Origin of the sequence: Pseudomonas sp. B21_DOA, assembly GCA_030544685.1 — a bacterium.
Classification (GTDB): domain Bacteria; phylum Pseudomonadota; class Gammaproteobacteria; order Pseudomonadales; family Pseudomonadaceae; genus Aquipseudomonas; species Aquipseudomonas fluorescens_AO.
This window is the reverse complement of record CP086683.1, coordinates 1,399,662-1,422,475: the sequence shown is the minus strand read 5'-3', so window position 1 is coordinate 1,422,475 and position 22,814 is coordinate 1,399,662. Positions and strand designations below refer to the sequence as shown.

Annotated in this window: 11 protein-coding genes and 4 pseudogenes; 3 read left to right on the top strand and 12 right to left on the bottom strand. The window is 61.5% G+C overall.

The features are described from left to right. Positions 1–22 precede the first annotated feature (22 nt). The 9 genes and pseudogenes from gltB to LJU32_06595 form a co-directional block, all read right to left on the bottom strand. Positions 23–4,467, bottom strand: a pseudogene (gene gltB / locus LJU32_06635) (glutamate synthase large subunit). 351 nt (positions 4,468–4,818) lie between these two features. After that, positions 4,819–6,405 carry an AAA family ATPase gene (locus LJU32_06630; GenBank protein ID WKV89966.1) on the bottom strand — a complete coding sequence of 529 codons (1,587 nt, stop codon included), beginning with the start codon at positions 6,403–6,405 and terminating at the stop codon, positions 4,819–4,821. Between the two features lie 10 nt (positions 6,406–6,415). Then, positions 6,416–7,516, bottom strand: coding sequence for a 3-dehydroquinate synthase (gene aroB / locus LJU32_06625; protein WKV89965.1), 1,101 nt, complete (start codon positions 7,514–7,516; stop codon positions 6,416–6,418). Between the two features lie 152 nt (positions 7,517–7,668). Further along, positions 7,669–8,187, bottom strand: coding sequence for a shikimate kinase AroK (gene aroK, locus LJU32_06620; GenBank protein WKV89964.1), 519 nt, complete (start codon positions 8,185–8,187; stop codon positions 7,669–7,671). A gap of 4 nt (positions 8,188–8,191) precedes the next feature. Further along, on the bottom strand, positions 8,192–10,270 hold the full coding sequence (locus LJU32_06615; GenBank protein ID WKV89963.1) for a type IV pilus secretin PilQ: 2,079 nt from the start codon (positions 10,268–10,270) through the stop codon (positions 8,192–8,194). 13 nt (positions 10,271–10,283) lie between these two features. Next, positions 10,284–10,808, bottom strand: a complete 525-nt coding sequence (locus tag LJU32_06610; GenBank protein WKV89962.1) for a pilus assembly protein PilP — start codon at positions 10,806–10,808, stop codon at positions 10,284–10,286. Beyond that, positions 10,805–11,428, bottom strand: a complete 624-nt coding sequence (gene pilO, locus LJU32_06605; protein ID WKV89961.1) for a type 4a pilus biogenesis protein PilO — start codon at positions 11,426–11,428, stop codon at positions 10,805–10,807. Before pilO ends, LJU32_06610 begins: the two co-directional genes overlap by 4 nt. Then, positions 11,425–11,991 (bottom strand): PilN domain-containing protein, encoded by a 567-nt coding sequence (locus tag LJU32_06600; GenBank protein ID WKV89960.1) that lies wholly within the window; start codon positions 11,989–11,991, stop codon positions 11,425–11,427. Before LJU32_06600 ends, pilO begins: the two co-directional genes overlap by 4 nt. After that, positions 11,991–13,055: a pilus assembly protein PilM gene (locus LJU32_06595; protein WKV89959.1), complete on the bottom strand. Its 1,065-nt coding sequence runs from the start codon at positions 13,053–13,055 to the stop codon at positions 11,991–11,993. The genes LJU32_06600 and LJU32_06595 overlap by 1 nt, the downstream gene beginning before the upstream one ends. Positions 13,056–13,271: 216 nt before the next feature. Between LJU32_06595 and LJU32_06590 the strand changes: the two genes are divergently transcribed. After that, entirely contained in the window at positions 13,272–15,719 is a 2,448-nt protein-coding gene (locus LJU32_06590; GenBank protein WKV89958.1) for a penicillin-binding protein 1A, read from the top strand. A gap of 118 nt (positions 15,720–15,837) precedes the next feature. Here the strand turns inward: LJU32_06590 and LJU32_06585 are convergent, their stop codons facing one another. From LJU32_06585 to rpmE, 3 genes and pseudogenes are all read right to left on the bottom strand, one after another. After that, positions 15,838–17,106 carry a malate dehydrogenase gene (locus LJU32_06585; GenBank protein WKV89957.1) on the bottom strand — a complete coding sequence of 423 codons (1,269 nt, stop codon included), beginning with the start codon at positions 17,104–17,106 and terminating at the stop codon, positions 15,838–15,840. 184 nt (positions 17,107–17,290) lie between these two features. Continuing rightward, positions 17,291–18,071: pseudogene (locus LJU32_06580) on the bottom strand (thermonuclease family protein). 61 nt (positions 18,072–18,132) lie between these two features. Continuing rightward, positions 18,133–18,333, bottom strand: a pseudogene (rpmE, locus tag LJU32_06575) (50S ribosomal protein L31). 287 nt (positions 18,334–18,620) lie between these two features. Between rpmE and LJU32_06570 the strand changes: the two are divergent. Both LJU32_06570 and argS read left to right on the top strand, forming a co-directional pair. After that, complete coding sequence (locus LJU32_06570) at positions 18,621–20,840, top strand: primosomal protein N' (protein ID WKV89956.1); 2,220 nt, start codon at positions 18,621–18,623, stop codon at positions 20,838–20,840. 238 nt (positions 20,841–21,078) lie between these two features. Beyond that, positions 21,079–22,814: pseudogene (gene argS, locus LJU32_06565) on the top strand (arginine--tRNA ligase).

Here is a 22,814-nt window from a genome sequence, read left to right as displayed (position 1 = left end):
CTAGTGGCTTGCAGCTGCGTCGTTACTGCGGACTCGCACGAGTACTGGAGAGCAGAGATTTCAGACTCGCTGCCTTCGGTTTGACCAGCCAGAAACGACGCACGTAATCGTCGAGGTTCTCGGCGAGTTCACGACCCCACTCGCTGTCGGTTTCGGCGACGTACTCGTTCAGCACGTTCTGCAGATGGCTGCGATAGGCTTCCATCGCCTCGCCGCTGATCCGCTGGATCTCCACCAGTTCGTGGTTGACCCGGTCAACGAAGGTGTTGTCCTGATCGAGCACGTAGGCGAAACCACCGGTCATGCCAGAACCGAAGTTGTAACCGGTCTTGCCCAGCACGCAGACGAAACCACCGGTCATGTACTCGCAGCAGTGATCGCCAGTGCCTTCCACAACCGTGTGGGCACCGGAGTTACGCACGGCGAAACGCTCGCCTGCGGTGCCGGCGGCGAACAGCTTGCCGCCAGTGGCACCGTACAGGCAGGTGTTGCCGATGATGGCACTTTCCTGAGTCTTATAAACGCTGCCCTTCGGCGGCACGATGGTCAGCTTGCCACCGGTCATGCCTTTGCCGACATAGTCGTTGGCGTCGCCTTCCAGGTACATGTTCAGACCGCCGGCGTTCCACACACCGAAGCTCTGCCCCGCCGTGCCTTTGAAACGGAAGGTGATCGGCGCTTTGGCCATGCCTTGGTTGCCGTGCTTGCGCGCGATTTCGCCGGAAATCCGCGCGCCGATCGAACGGTCGCAGTTGCAGATGTCCAGATCGAACTCGGCGCCGCTGAGGTCGTTGATTGCCGATGAGGCCAGCTCAACCATCTTCTCCGCGAGCAGACCTTGGTCGAACGGCGGGTTGCGCTCAACGCCACAGAACTGCGGTTTGTCCGCCGGGATGTGATCGCTGCCCAATAGCGGCGTCAGGTCCAGGTGATGTTGTTTGGCGGTCTGGCCTTCGAGGATTTCCAGCAGATCGGTGCGACCGATCAGCTCTTCGAGGAGCGCACGCCAAGCTTGGCCAACCACTCACGGGTTTCTTCGGCGACGTAGGTGAAGAAATTCACCACCATGTCGACGGTGCCGATGTAGTGATCCTTGCGCAGCTTCTCGTTCTGCGTCGCGACACCAGTGGCGCAGTTGTTCAGATGGCAGATGCGCAGGTATTTGCAGCCCAGTGCGATCATTGGCGCGGTACCGAAGCCGAAGCTTTCGGCGCCGAGGATCGCCGCTTTAATCACGTCGAGGCCGGTTTTCAGGCCGCCGTCGGTCTGGACCCGGACTTTGCCGCGCAGGTCGTTGCCGCGCAGGGTCTGGTGGGTTTCAGCCAGGCCGAGTTCCCACGGCGCGCCAGCGTATTTGATCGAGGTCAGCGGCGAAGCACCGGTGCCACCGTCATAGCCGGAAATGGTGATCAAGTCCGCATAGGCCTTGGCCACACCGGCGGCGATGGTGCCGACTCCCGCTTCTGCTACCAGCTTCACCGAAACGAGAGCCTGCGGGTTGACTTGCTTCAAGTCAAAGATCAACTGCGACAAATCTTCGATTGAATAGATGTCGTGGTGCGGCGGTGGCGAAATCAGGGTCACGCCCGGCACTGCGTAACGCAGCTTGGCGATCAGCCCGTTGACCTTGCCGCCCGGCAGTTGCCCGCCCTCGCCCGGCTTGGCGCCCTGGGCGACCTTGATCTGCAGCACTTCGGCGTTGACCAGGTATTCCGGAGTCACACCGAAACGGCCGGTGGCAACCTGCTTGATTTTCGAACTCTTGATGGTGCCGTAACGTGCCGGATCTTCACCACCTTCGCCGGAGTTGGAACGCGCACCGAGACGGTTCATGGCTTCGGCCAGGGCTTCGTGAGCTTCCGGTGACAGCGCGCCCAGCGAGATACCGGCGGAGTCGAAGCGCTTGAGCACCGACTCCAGCGGCTCGACTTCACTGATGTCCAGCGGCGTGTCGAGGGTCTTGACCTTGAACAGGTCGCGAATCATCGACACCGGACGGTTGTCCACCAGCGACGTGTATTCCTTGAACTTGGCGTAGTCGCCCTGCTGCACAGCGGCTTGCAGAGTGTTGACCACGTCCGGGTTGTACGCGTGATATTCGCCACCGTGGACGAACTTCAGCAGACCGCCCTGCTGGATCGGCTTGCGCGGACTCCAGGCTTCGACGGCGAGGGCTTTCTGCTCGGCTTCGATGTCGACGAAACGCGCGCCCTTGATCCGGCTCGGCACACCACGGAAGCTCAGCTCGCAGACTTCTTCGGACAGGCCGATGGCCTCGAACAGCTGCGCACCACGGTACGAAGCGATGGTCGAAATACCCATCTTCGACAGGATCTTCAGCAGGCCTTTGGTGATGCCTTTGCGGTAGTTCTTGAACACCTCATAGAGGTCGCCCAACACTTCACCGGTACGGATCAGGTCGCCCAATACTTCGTAGGCCAGGAACGGATACACCGCCGAGGCGCCGAAACCGATCAGCACCGCGAAGTGGTGCGGGTCACGGGCGGTCGCGGTTTCAACGAGGATGTTGGAGTCGCAACGCAAACCTTTTTCGGTCAGGCGGTGGTGCACTGCACCGGTCGCCAGCGAAGCGTGGATCGGCAGCTTGCCCGGAGCGATATGACGGTCGCTCAGGACGATCTGGGTACGCCCGGCGCGCACAGCTTCTTCAGCCTGATCGGCAACATTGCGGATCGCCGCTTCGAGGCCGAGGCTTTCGTCGTAGTTGAGGTCGATGATCGCCCGTTCGAAACCCGGACGGTCGAGGTTCATCAGCGAGCGCCATTTGGCCGGCGAGATCACTGGCGAGCTGAGGATCACGCGCGAGGCGTGTTCCGGCGACTCCTGGAAAATGTTGCGCTCGGCACCGAGGCAGATTTCCAGCGACATCACGATCGCTTCACGCAGCGGGTCGATCGGCGGGTTGGTCACCTGCGCGAACTGCTGGCGGAAATAGTCGTACGGCGTGCGTACACGCTGGGACAGCACGGCCATCGGCGTGTCGTCGCCCATCGAGCCCACGGCTTCGTAGCCTTGCTCGCCGAGCGGACGCAGCACCTGATCACGCTCTTCGAACGTGACCTGATACATCTTCATGTATTGCTTGAGCTGATCGACGTCGTAGAAAGCCGAACCGTGGTCGTTGTCTTCCATGGTCGCCTGAATGCGCAGGGCATTCTTGCGCAGCCATTGCTTGTACGGATGACGGGACTTCAAACGGTTGTCGATCGCATCGGTGTCGAGGATCTGCCCGGTTTCGGTGTCCACGGCGAAGATCTGCCCCGGGCCGACACGGCCCTTGGCGAGCACGTCTTCGGGCTGGTAGTTCCACACGCCGATTTCCGAGGCGAGGGTGATGAAACCGTTCTTGGTGGTCACCCAGCGCGCCGGACGCAGACCATTACGGTCGAGCAGGCACACCGCGTAACGACCGTCGGTCATTACTACGCCGGCCGGGCCGTCCCACGGCTCCATGTGCATCGAGTTGTACTCGTAGAACGCACGCAGATCCGGGTCCATGGTTTCGACGTTCTGCCACGCAGGCGGAATGATCATCCGCACGCCACGGAACAGGTCGATACCACCGGTGACCATCAGTTCGAGCATGTTGTCCATGCTCGATGAGTCGGAACCGACACGGTTGACCAGCGGACCGAGCTCTTCCAGATCCATCAGATCATTGGTGAACTTGGTCCGACGGGCCTGTGCCCAGTTGCGGTTACCGGTGATGGTGTTGATTTCGCCGTTGTGGGCGAGGAAGCGGAACGGCTGCGCCAGCGGCCATTTCGGCAGGGTGTTGGTGGAGAAACGCTGGTGGAACACGCAGATCGCGGTTTGCAGGCGCTCGTCACTCAGGTCTGGATAAAACGCGGCCAGGTCGGCCGGCATCATCAGGCCTTTATAGATGATGGTCTTGTGCGAAAAGCTGCAGATGTAGTGGTCGGTGTCAGCGGCGTTGGCCACCGACGAACGGCGACGGGCGCTGAACAGCTTCACGGCCATGTCCTGATCGCTCAGGCCTTCGCCGCCGATGTAGACCTGCTCGATCTGCGGCAGGCGCTCAAGGGCGAGACGGCCGAGGACGCTGGTGTCGATCGGCACTTTGCGCCAGCCGATCAGTTGCAGGCCTTCGGCAAGGATCTCGCGGTTCATGTTCTCGCGAGCGGCTTCGGCCTTGGCCGGATCCTGATTGAAGAACACCATGCCCACGGCATATTGCTTGGGCATTTCGACGCCGAAGCTTTCCTGGGCAATGGCTCGCAGGAAGGCGTCGGGTTTTTGAATCAGCAGACCGCAACCGTCACCGGTCTTGCCGTCGGCATTAATCCCACCGCGGTGGGTCATGCAGGTCAGGGCCTCGATGGCCGTTTGCAAAAGGGTATGACTGGGCTCGCCCTGCATATGAGCAATCAGGCCGAAACCGCAGTTATCCTTGAATTCATCTGGTTGGTACAGACCTGCTTTCATAGACACTTTCTCACCAGGCTGCCTCTATTCGAGGCAAATTTCTTTTCAATTCAACCACTTGCGTTCCGCGCCGAACGTACGCCGGCTTAGCGGGGGCAAAAGGGTGGTCATTGTACACAGCGACACAGAGGCTCACAAATTTGACGACGAACTGTCGCAAATTCATGTCGCATTTGTGAAAGGTTTAAAGCGATCTGCTGTGCTAGTCAAAACTTTTTTAAATTCTGACCGCAACGACTCAAAAACTACTGTGACGCAGACACCACAAGGCACGCGATCTTTTCAGAAAGCGCGCACTCGTGGAGATTTTGAGGTGCCGGGAGAGGCGGCCTGGGTAAGGCCGCCGAATCTTCAGCGAGTTGTTGCCAGTTCCTGTTGGACGCTGGCGACAGTGCGAGGCCAAGGTTTACCAGCCTGAACCTTCGCTGGCAAGGCCTTGATGGCAGAAACGGCCGCATCACGATTGGCAAAGTTGCCGTAGGTGATCACGTAAAGCGGCTTGCCGTTGAGGACTTTCTTGAAATAACGGTACTCGCCGCCCTGCTCCTTGACGAAGTTCTGCGCGGCGGTCTCCGAGCTGGTGCCGAGGATCTGCACGACATAGTTGCTGGTCGGCTGACCGGCGTACCAGCTGCCACCGGCAGCCTTGGCCACGGTAACGGGCTTGTCGGCAGGCTTGGCCGGAGCAGGAGCCGGTTTCGCAGCTGGCGCTGGCGTGGCCGGAGCAGGCTTGGCCGTGGCGATCTGCGTCGGAGCCGGGGTTGGTGCCGGCTTGGCCGCAGGGGTCGGAACCGGTGTCGGCGCAGGACCGGCCGGAACGCCCGCAGGCGGCGCGGAGGTGGTTACGGTTGGCGGAGTATCGCTGGAGCCTTCCAGCGGCACGCCGTCGTCGCCTTCGGTGATACCACCGGCGGCTTCGGCCAGCGGGCCACGCATGACCGGCTGCGAGTTGCCGACCAAAGGCAGCGGCATCGGCTGGGTGTTGCCAGCGAACTCGACGGATGGATTGGCGCCGTTCGCGGCGCCCTGACCCAATGGCAGTTGCGCCTGTTCATTGGCCGGAGCACCGGTGGTCGGCGCCTTGCTGCGACCCGGCATCAGCCAGGCGGCGGCAACCGCGACCACAACGACGGCGGAAATCGCCAATACGTGTTTCTTCGGCATGTTGAACCCCATACTTGGACGCTTGACCGCGGAGCGGCTGGCAATCATGACTTCGATCAGAGCATCGCGAGCGACCTGGTTGATGTTGCCCGGCCAGCCCTCGGAGCTTTCGTGAATATCAGAGATCTGATCTGCGGTGAAAAGTTCGACACCCCGGCCCGCGCCTTCCAGCCGCTGGTCGAGATATTCGCGGGTCTCTTCTTCGGTGTACGGCTGCAATTCGATGACGTGGAAACGCTCCTCTTCGAGCTGCAACGCCTCGAGCTGAGCGATCAGCGACGACTCGCCGAACAGGAACACATGCGGACGACCTTCCGGCGTGCCGGCGCCCAGCGCCATCAACGCTTCCAGCGCCGACTCGTCGAGCTGCTCGGCATCGTCCACCAGCAGATAGACTTCCTGCCCGGTCAGACCGAGTTGCACCACCTGCTCGAGAATCGCGCCGACTTCGGCCTGCGCGACATCCAGCGCTTGCGCCACCTGGCGCAGCACGCCGGCCGCATCCCCGGCGCCACGGGCAGAAACCACCACGCTCTGCACCGATTGTTTATTGGTGCTGGCCACCAGCGCCTGGCGCAGCAGGGTCTTGCCGCTGCCCTGCGGACCGGTGACAACCAGCAGCAACTGGCTGTAACGCGCCAGATGATGCAGTTGACCCAGCACCGGCTTGCGCTGGGCCGGGAAGAATTTGAAGCCCGGCACCCGTGGCGCGAACGGGTCGTGACTTAACTGGAAATGGCCGAGAAACGCCTCGTCGGCATGCAAACTAGTCATCGGAATCGTTTTAACCTTTAAGCTGAGCCAGGGCGCGGTAATCCGCTCCCAGCGTGGCCTGTAGAACCTCTTTCGGATAATCGTCGGTCACTACCGCTTCGCCCATCCGGCGCAGCAGCACCAGGCGCAGACGACCGTCGATCACTTTTTTATCAATTGCCATGTGTTGGAGAAAATCGGCTTCGCTCATCTCTTCAGGCGGAATGACCGGCAGACCGGCCCGCTGGAACAGACGAATGCCGCGATCACGCTCCTGCTCGCTGATCCAGCCCAGGCGCGCGGACATTTCAAGCGCCATCACGGTACCAGCCGCCACCGCCTCGCCATGCAGCCAGACACCATAGCCCATGTGGGTTTCGATGGCGTGGCCGAAGGTATGGCCGAGATTGAGCGTGGCGCGCACGCCGGTTTCCTTTTCATCGGCGCCGACCACCGCAGCCTTGGCCGCGCAGGAACGCTCGATCGCATAGGTCAGCGCGGCCTGATCCAGCGCGCGCAGGGCGTCGACGTTTTCCTCGAGCCAGGTCAGGAACGGCTCGTCGCAGATCAAGCCGTACTTGATGACCTCCGCCAGACCCGCCGACAACTCGCGCTGCGGCAGGGTTTTCAACGATGCGGTATCGATCAGCACTACGTTCGGCTGATAGAACGCGCCGACCATGTTCTTGCCCAGCGGATGGTTGATGCCGGTCTTGCCGCCGACCGACGAATCGACCTGCGACAACAGCGTGGTAGGAATCTGGATGAAATCGACACCGCGCTGATAACAGGCGGCCGCGAAACCGGCCATGTCGCCGATCACCCCGCCGCCCAAGGCGATCACGGTGGTGCGGCGGTCATGACGGGCGGTCAGCAAACCATCGAAAACCAGTTGCAGGGTTTCCCAGTTCTTGAAGGCTTCGCCATCAGGCAACACCACCGAGATCACCGAGAACTGCGCCAGGCTGCGGGTCAGACGTTCGAGATAGAGCGGCGCGACGGTTTCGTTGGAGATGATTGCCACCTGCCGCCCGTGGATATGCGGCGCCAGCAGTTCCGGCTGATCCAACAGACCTTCGCCAATATGAATCGGGTAGCTGCGCTCGCCTAGATCGACCTTGAGTGTCTGCATGTGTCCCCACAGTGAAGATGGAAGCAGGCATCCTGCCCTGAAATTATTGGTGTTCTGCGGCCTGTAGCGGTATGACGCCGCTCGCCCGGCATCCGCCACACCCTCGGCGGACGCTGACAGGACGCCGAGAATAGCGCATTTCCGCCGATGCTTTAACGGGGTGGCAACTGCGCGAGGCGGTCGAGAATGTCGAGCACCACCATGCGTGGCGGCCGCTCGTCGGTTTCCACCACCAGATCGGCGATTTCCCGATAAAGCGGATCACGGATTTCGAGCAGGTCACGCAAAGTTTTCGCCGGATCGGCGGTGCGCAGCAGCGGCCGATTGCGATCGCGGGAAGTGCGGCCGACCTGCTGCTCGACGGAGGCGTGCAGATACACCACGCGCCCGCCCTCATGCAGGGCCTTGCGATTGGCATCACGCATCACTGCGCCGCCGCCGGTCGCCAGCACCACGCCATCGAACGCGCACAGCTCGGCGATCATCGCCTGCTCGCGGTCACGAAAGCCGGGCTCGCCTTCCTTGTCGAAGATCCATGGGATATTGGCACCCGTGCGCAGCTCAATTTCCTTGTCGGAATCCTTGAACGGCAGGCGCAGCTCTTTGGCCAGCAATCGGCCGATGGTGCTTTTGCCAGCACCCATCGGTCCTACAAGTATCAAATTTCGCACAGAATCAACGACTCACAGCAATCGCCTGGTTATTCATGATACGCGGAGTGAGAAATACCAGCAGCTCGGATTTTTTCTCCGAAACCACATCACGCCGGAAAAGGCGGCCAAGATACGGCACATCGCCAAGAAATGGCACCTTATCTACGACCTTGCTTTGAGTATTTGAAAAAACACCGCCGATTACGATGGTCTCGCCGTCATTCACCAGCACTTTGGCGTTGACCTCGTTTTTCTTGATCGGCGGCACATCCTGCACTTTGTTCAGGTAGTCGGGCTCATCCTTGGTGACCTTGACCTCCATGATGATGCGGTTGTCGGGCGTGATCTGCGGGGTGACTTCCAGTGACAGCGAGGCCTCCTTGAACGACACCGACGTGGCGCCGCTGGAGCTGGCCTCCTGATAGGGAATCTCGGTGCCTTTGAGGATCTTCGCGGTTTCCTTGTCCGAAGTGACCACCTTCGGCTGCGAGACGATTTCGCCGTTGCCGGTCTTTTCCATCGCCGTCAGTTCCAGATCCAGCAACACGTTGTCGGTGATGAAAGCGATACCGATCCCCGAAGTGTTGTTGACCGTGCCCATGTCGACGAACGGCGAGTTGGTGCCGGTGCTGCCCGGCGTGCCGATCGTGCTCGACGAACCGTTGACCCCGGAGGCGTTCCAGTTGCCCTTGTTCTGCACCGAACCGCCCCAGCGCACGCCCAGGCTCTTGTCATAATCGACGTTGGCCTCAACGATGCGCGCCTCGATCATCACCTGGCGCACCGGAATATCCAGTTGCGCGACGATCCGCCGCAATTCGTCGAGGCGATCCTGGGTCTGGTAGGCAATGATGTTGTTGGTCCGCTCATCAACGGTAATCGAACCGCGCTCGTCGACCTTGGCTTCGGCACTGGTCACCGACTGGAACAGCTTGGCAATGTCCGCCGCCTTGGCGTAATTGACCTGCAGCAACTCGCGACGCAATGGCGCCAGCTCGGCGATCTGCTTCTGCGACTCCAGCTCCTGACGCTCACGGGCGGCGATTTCATCGGCCGGCGCGACGAGCAGCACGTTACCGATCTTGCGTTTATCCAGGCCCTTGGTTTTCAGCACCAGATCCAGTGCCTGGTCCCACGGCACGTTCTGCAGGCGCAACGTGATGCCGCCCTGCACCGTGTCGCTTGCCACGAGGTTGAGATTGGTGAAGTCAGCGATCAGTTGCAGCACCGAGCGCACGTCGATGTCCTGAAAATTCAGCGAGAGCTTGTCGCCGACATAGGCCTGACGGTCGGCGTTGCGCTTTTGCAGGTCGTCGACGCTCATCGGCCGAACGCTCACGGTGAGCTTGTTGTCGGTCTGGAACGTGGAATAGTCGAAGGTGCCGCTGGGCTCGACGCTGATCACCGTGCGATCGCCGGTAACTGCTGCGTTGACGAACTGCACCGGGGTCGCGAAGTCCTTGACGTCGAGGCGCACGCGGAGTTTTTCCGGCAATTGCGTTCGAGCGAAGCTGAGGATGATCTTGCCGTCGTGCTCCTGGATATCCGGGGCAATGGTCGGATCAGAGAGGTCGATGACCACGTTGCCCTCGCCTTCGGTGCCGCGCTGGAAATCGACGCCGCGAATCGCCCGGCTGCGCGGCAGCGAAGATCTGGTGGGTGCCGCACTGGCCGTGGCGGCACGCGGTGCAACGGCGGCCGGGCGCGGCGCAGTCGTCGAGGCGCCCTGGCCGACCACGACGAACAGATTATTGCCTTCGACCCGCGTGCTGTACGGCGCCAATTGCGTCAGGCTGACAATCAGCCGCGTGCGATCCTTGGCTTCGGCTACCGTGGCCGTGCGCGCGTTGCCGCTGCCCAGATCAAGATTCCTGTTGGCCAACTGGCTGGTCACGCCCGGCAGATCCAGTGCAATGCGTGCCGGTGACTCGGTTGTGTAGCCCTTGGGCTGTGGTGGCGGGCCGTCGAACGACAGCTTCAGTTCGACGCGGTCACCCGGCAGCGCGGCGACATCCAGCGCTTTCAGACTGGCCGCCATTACCATCGGTGACACCAGCGCTATCCATAGCGAAAAACCGAGGGTGGAGAAAATCCTGTTCATTGTTCGACTTCCACTATGAGTGCTCTTTCAAAGGAATGGTGCGCGGCCGCTCCAGCCAGGCGCCGGCGCCGTCGGGCACGATCTCGACGACATCGACCTGGGTGGCGCTGATGGCGACGATCCGGCCGTCGTTGCGGCCCAGGTAGTCGCCGACCTTGAGGCGATGCACTCCGCCCGCGCCGCGCAGCAGCGCAAACGAGCCCGAGGCATTGGCAATCGTGCCGACCATTTCGAACTGCTCGATATTGAACCCTTCAAGGTATTGCTTGACCCGGCTGGGGTCGGGTTTGACGTTGCGCGAGCCGTGCTTCTGCCCGGCAAGATCGACCCGCGCCTGCCGCGAAAACGGACTGCGCAGGTTGGCGGCGCTGTAAGTGAATGTGGGGTAAGACCGGAATGTCGGCGTTGGTTCAATCCTGCCCGCCGGACGCAGGCGCACTTCGTTGAGGTACGCGTCGAGGTCGCTGAAGTCATCGCCGCCACCGCAGCCGCTTAACGCCAGCATCATGGGCAGGACGAGATAACGAATCGGGGTCATTTTTCCAGCCCCTTGTCGTTATAGCGGTACGTCTTGGCAAGAATACTCATGCGCAGCTTCGGCCCGCCTTCGGGGTTGGCCGGCGCCAGTTCGAAATCGTGCAGGGTGACGATGCGCGGAAGGCCGGCGACGCCGCTGACGAAGGTCGCAAGGTCATGATAGGCGCCAGTCACGGTGATCTGGATCGGCAGTTCAATATAGAACGGTTGGGTCACTTCCGGCAGCAGCTTGATCTCTTCGAACTCCAGGCCGCTGCCCAGACCGGTTCGGGTGATGTCTTCAAGCAGGCCCGGGACTTCGGTGTCGCTGGGCAATTGCCGCAGCAACACGCCGAAGGTGTTTTCCATTTCTTTCATCTGCTGGGTGTACAGCTCAAGGTTTGCCGACAACCGCGCCTTGCTGGCGAACTGCTCCTTGAGGGTGGTTTCCTCTTCGCGCTTGAGCTCGAGCTGATTTTCCATATCACTGATGAAGAAGTAATAGCCAAGCGCGAGGATCAACACCATCACCAGCGCACCGCACAGGGTTTTCACCGCTGGCGGCCAGGAGCCGATATTGCTGGTGTCGAGGTCGTTGAAATCGATATTGCGCAGGCTTAGCAGCCACTCGGAGGCTTTCATTGCTCGTCCTCCGGCACCTTGGGCTGGGTCTGACGAACGGTCAACTGAAAGACATTGGCCTGTTCGACCTGATCGGCGCTGGTCGTCTTGACCTCATTCAGGCTCGGCGCGTCGAACCAGTCGGACGCATCAAGGTTGCGCATCAGCTCGGAAACCCGATTGTTCGACTCGGCCGCACCACTGATGGACAGGGTCTTGCCGGCCATTTTCACATCGGTGAAATACACACCGTCCGGCAACGTACGCGCCAGTTGATCGAAGATCCGCCCGCTGATCTGCCGGTTGCCCTGCAGGTCCTGAATGATGCGCATGCGCTCGACCAGTTGCTGGCGGCGCGCCTTGAGCTCACTGATCTGCTTGATGCGTTCGTCGACCACGGCGATCTGTTTGCCGATGTAATCGTTGCGCGCCATCTGCCGCTCGATCGCTGCGCTGATGATCTGATCGGCAATCAGCACTGCGCCGATCGAGCCGGCGAGCACGCCGATCAGGATCAGCAGGAAGCGTTTGCGCCGCTCTTCGCGGCGCTCCTCGCGCCAGGGTAGAAGGTTGATCCGCGCCATCAGTCGAAACTCCTGAGCGCGAGCCCGCAGGCGATCATCAATGCTGGCGCGTCACTGGCCAGCGCGCCGGCGTTGACCTTGCTGCCCAAAGCCATGTCGGCAAACGGGTTGGCCACTTGGGTCGGGGTGTTCAGACGCTGTTCGATCAGACGATCGAGCCCGGGCACCGAAGCCGTGCCGCCGGCGAGCAGGATATGGTCGACCGCGTTGTATTGGCCGGAGGCGAAGAAGAATTGCAGCGAACGCGAAACCTGCTGCACCAGCGCTTCACGAAATGGCTGCAAGACTTCACTCACGTAATCATCCGGCAGGCCGCCCTGCTTTTTCGCCAGGCCCGCCTGCTCGACCGTGAGGCCATAGCGGCGCTGGATCTCTTCGGTGAGCTGGCGTCCGCCAAACAGTTGCTCGCGGGTGTAGATGATCTTGCCGTTGTGCAGGACGCTGAGGGTGGTCATGGTCGCGCCGATGTCGACCACCGCCACGGTCAGGCGCTCCTGGGAGGCCGCCAGATGCGTCGCCAGCAGGCCGAACGAGCGCTCGAGTGCGTAGGCCTCGACATCGACCACCCGTGCAGTCAGACCGGCGAGCGCCAGCGCTGCTTCACGAACCTCGACGTTTTCCTTGCGACAGGCGGCAAGCAGCACGTTGACCCGTTCCGGATTGCGCGGCGACACGCCCTGGACTTCAAAGTCGATGGCGACTTCGTCCAGCGGATAGGGAATGTATTGGTCGGCTTCGATCTTGAGCTGGTTTTCCAGCTCGTCGTCGGACAGCCCGGCGTCCATCTCGATGACCTTGGTGATCACCGCCGAACCGGCCACCGCTACTGCCACGCTCTTGACCCCGGTGCGCGCCTTGACCAGTACCCGGCTCAGCGCCTGGCCGACGCCCTCGAGTTCGGCGATGTTCTTTTCGACCACGGCGTTCGCCGGCAACGGCTCCACCGCGTAGGCCTCGACCCGGTAGCGCTCGCCCTGACGGCTCAGTTCCAGCAGCTTTACCGAGGTGGAGCTGATGTCGATCCCCAGTAACGCATTGGTCTTTTTATTGAAGAGTCCCAGCACTACCAATTCCCTATGACTTTCCGTGAGTTACGGACTCTGTAATACGCATTGCGTTCCTTGACCCCCGTCTTGACAGAAGCGCCAATGACGCCCCCGACGGAAAAGTGCTTATAATGCCCAGCGATTTTTTCCGCTTTTTACTGCCCGCGCGGATGGCTCTGTGTGTAACCGCAGCCCCGTGCCAAATTCATTCTTTGCCCTGGATGTCCAAAAGCCTTGATTCGTCTGCTGAAATTTTTCGGTTGGTCCATCGTCGCCGTTTTCTGCGGACTGCTCTTAGGTCTCAGCGGCGCCTTTCTTTACCTTAGTCCGGGTTTGCCGTCTGTGGAGGCGCTGAGAAGCATTCAGTTGCAGATTCCTCTGCGCGTCTACAGCAGCGACAACAAGTTGATCGCAGAATTTGGCGAAATGCGCCGTACACCGATCCGTTTCGCCGACATTCCGCCCAATTTCATTAATGCGTTACTAAGTGCTGAAGACGACAATTTTGCCAATCACTATGGCGTCGACCCGAGCAGCCTGATGCGCGCGGCGACCCAACTGGTCAAAAGCGGACACATTCAGTCCGGCGGCAGCACCATCACCATGCAGGTGGCGAAGAACTTCTTCCTCACCAGCGAGCGCAGCTTCTCGCGTAAAACCACTGAAATTCTCCTGGCCCTGCAGATCGAGCGGCAGCTGACCAAGGACGAGATCCTTGAGCTGTACGTCAACAAGATCTATCTGGGCAACCGCGCCTACGGCATCGAGGCGGCGGCGCAGGTGTATTACGGCAAATCGATCCGTGACGTCAGCCTGGCGCAGATGGCGATGATCGCCGGCCTGCCGAAAGCACCGTCGCGTTTCAACCCGTTGGCCAACCCGGCGCGCAGTAAAGAACGCCGCGACTGGATCCTCGGGCGCATGTACAAGCTGGGCAAGATCAGCGAGGCCGACTACACCGCGGCGATCAACGAGCCGCTGAACGCCAGCTACCACGTGCCGACGCCGGAAGTGAACGCACCGTACATCGCCGAAATGGCCCGCGCCGAAATGGTTGGTCGTTATGGCAGCGACGCCTACACCGAAGGTTTCCGCGTCACCACCACAGTGCCGAGCAATCTGCAGGAAATGGCCAACACCGCGCTGCACGAAGGTTTGATGACCTACGACCAGCGCCACGGCTACCGCGGCCCCGAGTCGCGCCTGCCGGGCAAGACTCGCGAAGCCTGGGCCAGCGAGCTGACCAAGCAGCGCACCATCAGCAGCCTGGAACCTGCGATCGTCACCCAAGTCGATAAAACCGGCCTGCAAGTGTTGACCCGCACCGGTGAAGAGCACGTTGCCTGGGACACGATGAAATGGGCGCGGCCGTTCCTCAATACCAACAGCATGGGCGCCAACCCGCGTCAGCCGTCGGATGTCGCGCAGGTCGGTGATCTGATTCGCGTGCAGCGCCAAAAAGACAATTCGCTGAAATTCAGCCAGATACCGCAGGCGCAGGGCGCGCTGGTGTCCCTGGATCCGCAGAACGGCGCGATCCGTTCGCTGGTCGGCGGTTTTGCCTTCGAGCAGAGCAACTATAACCGCGCTCTGCAGGCCAAGCGTCAGCCGGGGTCGAGCTTCAAACCGTTCGTTTACAGCGCCGCGCTGGATAACGGTTACACCGCCGCCACCCTGGTCAACGATGCGCCGATCGTGTTCGTCGACGAATACCTGGACAAGGTCTGGCGACCGAAAAACGACACCAATACCTTCCTCGGCCCGATCCGCCTGCGTGAAGCGCTGTACAAGTCGCGCAACCTGGTGTCGATCCGCTTGCTGCAAGCCATGGGCGTGGGCAAGACCATCGACTACATCACCCGCTTCGGTTTCAACAAGCAGGACCTGCCGCCGAACCTGTCGCTGGCACTCGGTACCGCGACGCTGACGCCGATGGAAATCGCCACCGGCTGGAGCACCTTTGCCAACGGCGGCTACAAGATCACTCCGTACATCATCGACAAGATCGAGAGCCGTAACGGCGACACGCTGTTTGTCGCCAACCCGCCGACCGTGCCACAGGGTGGTGCGGCGACCGACGGTATCGCTGCGCCAGCCACCGAGTCGTTCACGGTCAATGCCGCCCCGGTTGCCGGTGAAGCGCCGGGCAACCCGGCAGTGCCGCAAGCGCCGGCCGTGGCCGAGCGGATTGTCGATGGACGTACCACCTACATCCTCAACAGCATGCTGCAGGACGTGATCAAGCTCGGTACCGGCCGTCGCGCACTGGCCATGGGCCGCAGCGACATCGCTGGCAAGACCGGTACCACCAACGAATCGAAAGATGCGTGGTTCTCCGGCTACAACGCCGATTACGTGACCACGGTGTGGACCGGTTTCGACCAACCGGAAAGCCTCGGACGCCGTGAGTTCGGCGGCACCGTGGCGCTGCCGATCTGGATGAATTACATGTCCGCCGCGCTGAAAGACAAGCCGCCACATGTGCAGCCTGAGCCGGAAGGCTTGCTCAGCCTGCGGGTGGATCCGGTCAGTGGCCGCGCCGCGACGCCGAGCACGCCGGGGGCCTACTTCGAACTGTTCAAGACTGAAGACACACCGCCATCGGTGAACGAGCTGGGCAACGGCACCGTGCCAGGCAGCCCGCTGCCGGCGGATGAGCAGGCGCCGATCGATCTGTTCTAGGGAGCAGCTGCAAGCGCCAAGCTACAAGCGGTAAGCAAAAGCGCGAACGATGCACGCTTGCAGCTTGTAGCCCATAAAAAACCCAGCACCAGGCTGGGTTTTTTATGGGCGGCTGCTTTTAACCGTTGAACACGTCATCCACGCTTTTCAGCGGGTAGTTCTTCGGATACGGCAGGGTAGCCACGCCAGTCTCGATCGCGGCCTTGGCCACAGCGTCGGAGATCAGGGTGATCAGGCGCTTGTCCATTGGCTTCGGAATGATGTACTCACGGCCGAATTCCAGCGGAGCACCGCCGTAGGCATCGCACACGTCCTGTGGAACAGGCAGTTTGGCCAGTTCGCGCAGGGCGTTGGCGGCGGCGACTTTCATTTCTTCGTTGATGCGCTTGGCGCGAACGTCCAGGGCACCACGGAAGATGAACGGGAAGCCCAGCACGTTGTTGACCTGGTTCGGGTAGTCCGAACGGCCGGTGGCCATGATCACGTCGCTACGGGTGGCGTGCGCCAGTTCCGGGGAGATTTCCGGATCCGGGTTCGAGCAGGCGAACACGATCGGATTGGCCGCCATCGACAGCAGGCCTTCGGCGCTCAGCAGGTTCGGACCGGACAGACCGACGAATACGTCAGCACCTGCCAATGCGTCAGCCAGGGTGCGCTTGTCGGTAGCGTGGGCGAATACGGCTTTGTACTGGTTCAGGTCGTCACGGCCGGAGTGAATCACGCCGGTACGGTCAACCATGAAGATGTTTTCGATGCGAGCGCCCATGCTCACCAGCAGTTTCATGCAGGAGATGGCGGCAGCACCGGCGCCGAGGCAGACAATCTTCGCTTCCGGCAGGGTTTTACCAGCGATTTCCAGGGCGTTGATCATGCCCGCAGCGGTCACGATCGCGGTGCCGTGCTGGTCATCGTGGAACACTGGAATATCGCACTGCTCGATCAGAGCGCGTTCGATCTCAAAGCACTCTGGCGCTTTGATGTCTTCCAGGTTGATGCCACCGAAGGTGATGGAGATGCGCTTGACGGTGTCGATGAAGGCTTGCGGGCTTTCCGAATCGACTTCGATGTCGAATACGTCGATGCCGGCGAAGCGCTTGAACAGCACGCCTTTGCCTTCCATTACAGGCTTGGAAGCCAGTGGGCCGAGGTTGCCCAGGCCCAGAATAGCGGTGCCATCGGAAATGACTGCCACCAGGTTGCCCTTGCCGGTGTATTTGTAGGCCAGTTCAGGATCGCGAGCGATCTCGCGCACTGGTTCAGCTACGCCGGGGCTGTAGGCCAGCGACAGGTCGCGGGCGGTAGCAGTGGCCTTGGTGAGCTCGACACTCAGCTTCCCCGGACGAGGATTGGCGTGGTATTCGAGAGCGGCAGTTTTCAGATCAGACATTTTGGCATTCCGCTTTTTTACTGTTGGACAGACTGGTCAGCGAGGATACGCGCCTCGCAAAGTCCCCACAAGACTGGGCAGTCACCGCTGTCAAGCGCCCTGCCCTACGACTTTGGGCCAAGAGCCACGGCGCACAAGGGCTGGACTGTTCACAATCAAGCAGAAAAATGTCTACAATTTTTCTTCAGCGCGATACTTGCAGCATCGAAGGATCGGTCAACGGCAGCAACCAGCGCGCCTGACCTTTTGCAGACCACCGCGCCGGGATCGGTCAACCACCCAGCCACGCGCCTCGATCTGCCTGCCTTTCAATGCTTGCAAACCAGCACTGTCAAATTGTCCGAGCAGATTGGGTGCAACCCGCAATACAAGCGTGTCCTGCAACTCGATCCAGATTCCGCCGCGATTGCGCTGCACCTTGCTCACCCGACCGCTGACCACGGCGAAACCCGAACGCTGAATCTGCTGAGCCTTGATTACCGGGGATTGCCGCCAGAGACCAAGTCCGGCCTGTCGCGCGCGGCGTTCGGCGGCCTGCTGGCAGACGACCAGATCGACGTTCGGCGCCACGGCAACCTGAAAACCCAGGCCAGCGGCAAGCATCTGCGCTTCGAGATTGGCACCGCTGACGCTATAAACATGCGCGAGCGTACGGCCGTAATGGTCTTTCGCCTGCTTGCCAGGCCGCAGACCGACGCGGCCGCCACTGTCATCGACCAGCGCCTGCAGGTGTTTGCGCGCCGCCACGGCGAACGGTTCGTCGCTGCGGCCCTGCTTGCCCAGCTCTGGCGTATTGAGGCCGATCATGCGCACGCTGCGACCATCACTCAGGCGCAGGGTGTCGCCATCGACCACCCGCTGCACGGAAACGCTGGTCAGCCCTGCGGGTGCCGGACAAAAGGCCTGGGCGGCGGACAGCCAAATCGCAGACACAAAAAGGCGCCCGCAAGGGACGCCTTTTTCATCAGTCTGGAGAAGTCGAAGCGACCTTCCAAAATGATCAGCCTCAGGCTTTTTGCCGACGCCGAAAGTAGCGAAACGGTCTGCGAACTTCTGCACACGGCCGCCGGTGTCCAGAGTCTTCTGCTTACCGGTGTAGAACGGGTGGCATTCGTTGCAAACGTCGATCGCCAGGGCTTTGCCGTAGGTCGAACGAGTTTCGAACTTGTTACCGCAGCTGCAGGTAACAGCGATTTCCGGGTAGTTCGGATGGATTTCGGCTTTCATGGTGTCTTCCTCAGGCTAGCGTGCCGCCACCCAACACTATTGTTGAATACCGCACGTAATTAGGCCGCGGATTCTACCAGACCTTTTCAATCGCGCAAGCTGTCACCGAGACCGACCGTCTGCTAGGCTCCCGGCCTTGAACGCATTACCCTGTGGGAGCGAGCTTGCTCGCGAATGCGTCGTGTCAGTCAATGTTCAAGCGCCTGATACACCGCCTTCGCGAGCAAGCTCGCTCCCACAATTGATCTGCGTTCAACCCTTCTTTTGCGTTTATAGAGATCCCCCGCGTGCCCGACGCCATTCTGCGCCTTGCCCTGCCTTCGCCTTTGCGCCGCCTGTTCGATTACCGGGCGCCGGCCGGGGTGCGGCGCGAGCAATTGCAGCCGGGCATGCGCCTGCGGGTGCCGTTCGGGCGGCGCGAGATGATCGGGATTCTGGTCGAGGTCACCGATGCCAGCGAAGTGCCGGCAGAAAAACTCAAACCGGCACTGGCTCTGCTCGATACGACTTCGCCACTGCCGCCAGCGCTGTTCAAGCTGTGTCTGTGGACCGCGCAGTATTACCAGCACAGCCTTGGCGACACCTTGAACTGGGCCTTGCCGGTGCTGCTGCGTCAGGGCGAGCTGGCCGAGGCACGGCAGGAACGCTTCTGGTCAATTGCCCCCGGCGCCAGCGTTGACGACCCTCGGGTCGCCCGTGCGCCGCGCCAGCGCGAGGCGCTGACCACGCTGGCCCAGCATCCCCACGGCGTGGCGCATCAGTTGCTGAGCAAACTGATGCTGAGCAAGGACAGCCTCGATCTGCTGCTGGCCAAGGGGCTGGTGCAGGTCGAAATCCGTCGCCACGCCCCCGGCGTTCGCCATGAACACTGGCTGGCGCAACCGGAGCTGCCGCTCAACAGTGAACAGCGCGCCGCGTATGAAGCGATTCGCGCCGGCTTCGACAGTTATCACGCCTTCCTGTTGGCCGGCGTCACCGGCAGCGGCAAGACCGAAGTCTATCTGCAACTGATCCGCGAGACCCTCGAAGCCGGCAAGCAGGCCTTGGTGCTGATCCCGGAGATCAACCTCGGCCCGCAAACCCTGGCGCGCTTCGAACAGCGTTTCAACGCGCGCATCGCCCTGCTGCACTCGGCGGTCAATGATCGCGAACGTCTCGAGGCCTGGCTCGCCGCGCGTGATGGCGAGGCTGACATCATTATCGGCACCCGTTCGGCGCTGTTCACGCCGATGAAAAATCCCGGGCTGATCATCATCGACGAAGAACACGACGGCTCCTATAAACAGAAGGAAGGCTTGCGCTACCACGCCCGCGATCTGGCGCTGGTGCGTGCGAGGCAGGAAAACATTCCGATCGTGCTCGGCTCCGCCACGCCGTCGCTGGAAAGTCTGCACAACGCTTACACCGGTCGCTACGGCCTGCTGCGCCTGAACGAGCGCGCCGGCGGCGCCAAGCAACCGCGCTTTCTGCGTCTGGACGTGAAAAGCCGCCCGCTCGACAGCGGTATTTCCGGGCCGATGCAGCAAGCCATCGGCCAGACCCTCGCCAACGGCCAGCAGGTGCTGGTGTTCCTCAACCGGCGCGGCTTTGCCCCGACCCTGCTTTGCCACGATTGCGGCTGGATGTCCGAGTGCTCGCGCTGCGATGCGCGCATGACCGTGCACCAGCGCTACGGTGAATTGCGCTGCCACCATTGCGGCAACGTCGAGCGCACGCCGCGCCAGTGTCCGAAGTGCAGCAAGGTCGATCTGCGCCCGGTCGGTGCCGGTACTGAACGCGCCGAAGAACGCTTGGCGATTCTGTTTCCGGATTACCCGGTGCTGCGCGTCGATCGCGACAGCACCTCGCGCAAGGACGCGATGAATCAGCTGTTCGCGACGATCCAGAAAGGCCAGCCGTGCATTCTGGTCGGCACGCAGATGTTGGCCAAGGGGCACCATTTCCCACGGGTGACGCTGGTGTCGATCCTGGATGCCGACGGCGGCCTGTTCTCCGGCGACTTCCGCGCCAGCGAGCGCATGGCGCAGTTGATTGTCCAGGTCGCCGGGCGCGCCGGCCGGGCTGAGGAACCGGGCAGGGTGATCATCCAGACGCACCTCGCCGACCATCCTTTGTTGGTGCAACTGACCGAGCAAGGTTATTTCGCCTTCGCCGAACAAGCCCTGAGCGAACGCCGCGCGGCCGGGTTGCCGCCGTTTGCCCATCTGGCGCTGCTGCGCGCCGAAGCGCACAAGCCGGGGCAGGCGGAAGGTTTTCTCGATGAAGCGTGCAGCGCGGCCGAACGCCTGCTGGCCGAGTTGAATCTGAGTGGCATCGAGCTGCTCGGGCCGGTGCCGGCACCGATGGAGCGCCGCGCCGGACGTTATCGCGCGCAGCTGTTGTTGCAGGCGACCGCGCGGGCACCGTTGCATCGCTTGCTGGCCAGCTGGATGCTGGTGCTGGAGCAGATGCCGAGCGGGCGGGCGGTGCGCTGGTCGCTGGATGTTGATCCGGTGGATCTGTATTGAGCTGAAGATCGCTTTCGCGAGCAGGCTCGCTCCCACAGTGGATCAGCGCCGTACATACCTTGTGTGTCCTGCGCAAAACCTTGTGGGAGCGAGCCTGCTCGCGAAAGCGGACTTTTGTCACCACATATCCACATCCTGCCTGCTAAGGTTGGCAAGCCCGTCTTCGCAACGGATAATGCCCAGTTTTTCCACCCGCGCATCGATGCGCCCGCCGCGCTTGCGGTCGAAAGAGAAGACCATGAAAGACACCATTCGCCAGCTGATCCAGCAAGCCCTCACCCAACTCGTCAACGAAGGTGTGTTGCCTGAAGGCCTGACGCCGGCGATCCAGGTGGAGAACGCCCGCGACAAGACCCACGGCGACTTCGCCAGCAACATCGCCATGATGCTGGCCAAGCCAGCCGGCATGAAGCCGCGCGACCTGGCGGAGAAAATCATCGCCGCACTGCCCGCCGACGAGAACGTCACCAAGGCCGAAATCGCCGGCCCGGGCTTCATCAATTTTTCCAGAACACCCAGGCCCTGGCCGCGCGTCTCGACGCCGCACTGGTCGACGCCCATGTCGGCGTGCGCAAGGCCGGCCCGGCGCAGCGCACCGTGGTCGACCTGTCGGCACCGAACCTGGCCAAAGAGATGCACGTCGGCCACTTGCGCTCGACCATCATCGGTGACGGTGTGGCTCGCGTACTCGAGTTCCTCGGTGACGAAGTGATCCGCCAGAACCACGTCGGCGACTGGGGCACTCAGTTCGGCATGCTGATGGCTTATTTGCAGGAAAACCCGATCACCAGCGACGAGCTGTCCGATCTGGAAAACTTCTACCGCGCGGCCAAGCAGCGTTTCGACGAATCCGAAGAATTCGCCGACCGCGCCCGTGGCCTGGTGGTCAAGCTGCAGGCCGGCGATGCCGAATGCCTGGCGCTGTGGACCCGGTTCAAGGACATCTCGCTGTCGCACTGCCAGAAGATCTACGAACTGCTCAACGTCAAACTGACCATGGCCGACGTGATGGGCGAAAGCGCCTACAACGACGACCTGATCAACGTGGTCAACGATCTCAAGGCTGCCGGCATGCTGGTCGAGAGCAACGGCGCCCAGTGTGTGTTCCTCGACGAGTTCAAGAACGCCGATGGCGACCCGCTGCCGGTGATCATCGTCAAGGCCGACGGCGGTTACCTGTACGCCACCACTGACCTCGCCGCCGTGCGCTACCGCAGCGGCAAGCTCAAGGCTGATCGCGCGCTGTACTTCGTCGATCAGCGTCAGGCCCTGCACTTCCAGCAAGTCTTCGCCGTGGCGCGCAAGGCCGGTTTCGTCACCCATCCGATGGAAATGGAGCACATGGGTTTCGGCACCATGAACGGCGCCGATGGCCGTCCGTTCAAGACCCGTGACGGCGGCACCGTGAAGCTGATCGATCTGCTCACCGAAGCCCAGGAACGCGCCTACAACCTGGTGAAAGAGAAGAACCCGACCCTGGCCGAAGACGAGTTGCGCAACATCGCCAAGGTCGTCGGCATCGGCGCAGTGAAATACGCCGACCTGTCCAAGCATCGCACCAGCGACTACAGCTTCAACTTCGACCTGATGCTCAACTTCGAAGGCAACACCGCGCCATACCTGCTGTACGCCTACACCCGCGTGGCTGGTGTGTTCCGCAAACTGGGCAAGGATTTCAGCGAAGTCGACGGCCAGATCGTCCTCGAAGCGGCGCACGAGCAAGAGCTGGCGGCGAAGCTGGCGCAGTTCGGCGAAGTGTTGAACAACGTCGCTGAAAAAGGCACCCCGCACATTCTCTGCACCTACCTGTACGACGTCGCCGGCCTGTTCTCCAGCTTCTACGAGAACTGCCCGATCCTTGCCGCCGAAACCCCGGCGCAGATGCAGAGTCGTCTGCGTCTGGCCGCGCTGACCGGTCGCACCCTCAAGCAAGGCCTGGAGCTGTTGGGTCTGGAAACTCTGGAGCGTATGTAA

What these genes read in the sequence shown, in the direction of transcription:
- LJU32_06600 (WKV89960.1), bottom strand. Translation starts at nt 11,991, where the DNA reads ATGGCGCGGATCAACCTTCTACCCTGGCGCGAGGAGCGCCGCGAAGAG.
- LJU32_06615 (WKV89963.1), bottom strand. Translation starts at nt 10,270, where the DNA reads ATGAACAGGATTTTCTCCACCCTCGGTTTTTCGCTATGGATAGCGCTG.
- LJU32_06610 (WKV89962.1), bottom strand. Translation starts at nt 10,808, where the DNA reads ATGACCCCGATTCGTTATCTCGTCCTGCCCATGATGCTGGCGTTAAGC.
- aroB (WKV89965.1), bottom strand. Translation starts at nt 7,516, where the DNA reads ATGCAGACACTCAAGGTCGATCTAGGCGAGCGCAGCTACCCGATTCAT.
- LJU32_06585 (WKV89957.1), bottom strand. Translation starts at nt 17,106, where the DNA reads ATGTCTGATCTGAAAACTGCCGCTCTCGAATACCACGCCAATCCTCGT.
- pilO (WKV89961.1), bottom strand. Translation starts at nt 11,428, where the DNA reads ATGAAAGCCTCCGAGTGGCTGCTAAGCCTGCGCAATATCGATTTCAAC.
- LJU32_06630 (WKV89966.1), bottom strand. Translation starts at nt 6,405, where the DNA reads ATGACTAGTTTGCATGCCGACGAGGCGTTTCTCGGCCATTTCCAGTTA.